The sequence below is a fragment of the Mesorhizobium sp. M8A.F.Ca.ET.202.01.1.1 genome (genome assembly GCF_004791595.1).
Classification (GTDB): domain Bacteria; phylum Pseudomonadota; class Alphaproteobacteria; order Rhizobiales; family Rhizobiaceae; genus Mesorhizobium.
Genome location: NZ_SRUN01000168.1, coordinates 1 through 330, shown reverse-complemented (window position 1 = coordinate 330; position 330 = coordinate 1). Strand labels below are relative to the sequence as shown.

At 59.4% G+C, this 330-nt stretch carries 1 pseudogene; it reads right to left on the bottom strand.

Annotated elements, in window-relative coordinates:
* Positions 1-330, bottom strand: a pseudogene (locus EN845_RS34345) (glycosyl transferase family 1); the annotation flags it as partial.

Below are 330 nucleotides of genomic sequence, written 5' to 3'. Positions count from 1 at the left end.
GACTGCCAGTTCGAATCCCTTTTCGTTGTAGGGGTTGATCATCGTCACGAACTCGCGGGTCGTCGGCGTGCTGTAAGTTCCGGGATTGATGGTGGGCGGAATCACCGTCGAATCGATGCCGAATTTTTCCTTGTAGGTGCGGGCGGTGAACTCCGAATTGGCGATGTAGAGCGCCGAGCGCAGTTCGCGCAGGTCGCCAGCCAGTTCATGGAATTCGACATTCCTCAGATAGACGACCAGCGGCACGCCCAGCGCCTGCAGTTCCCTGCCGATCGGCACCGACTTGTGGCACTGGACGACCGCGACATCGGGCTTCAACCTTTCGACCGC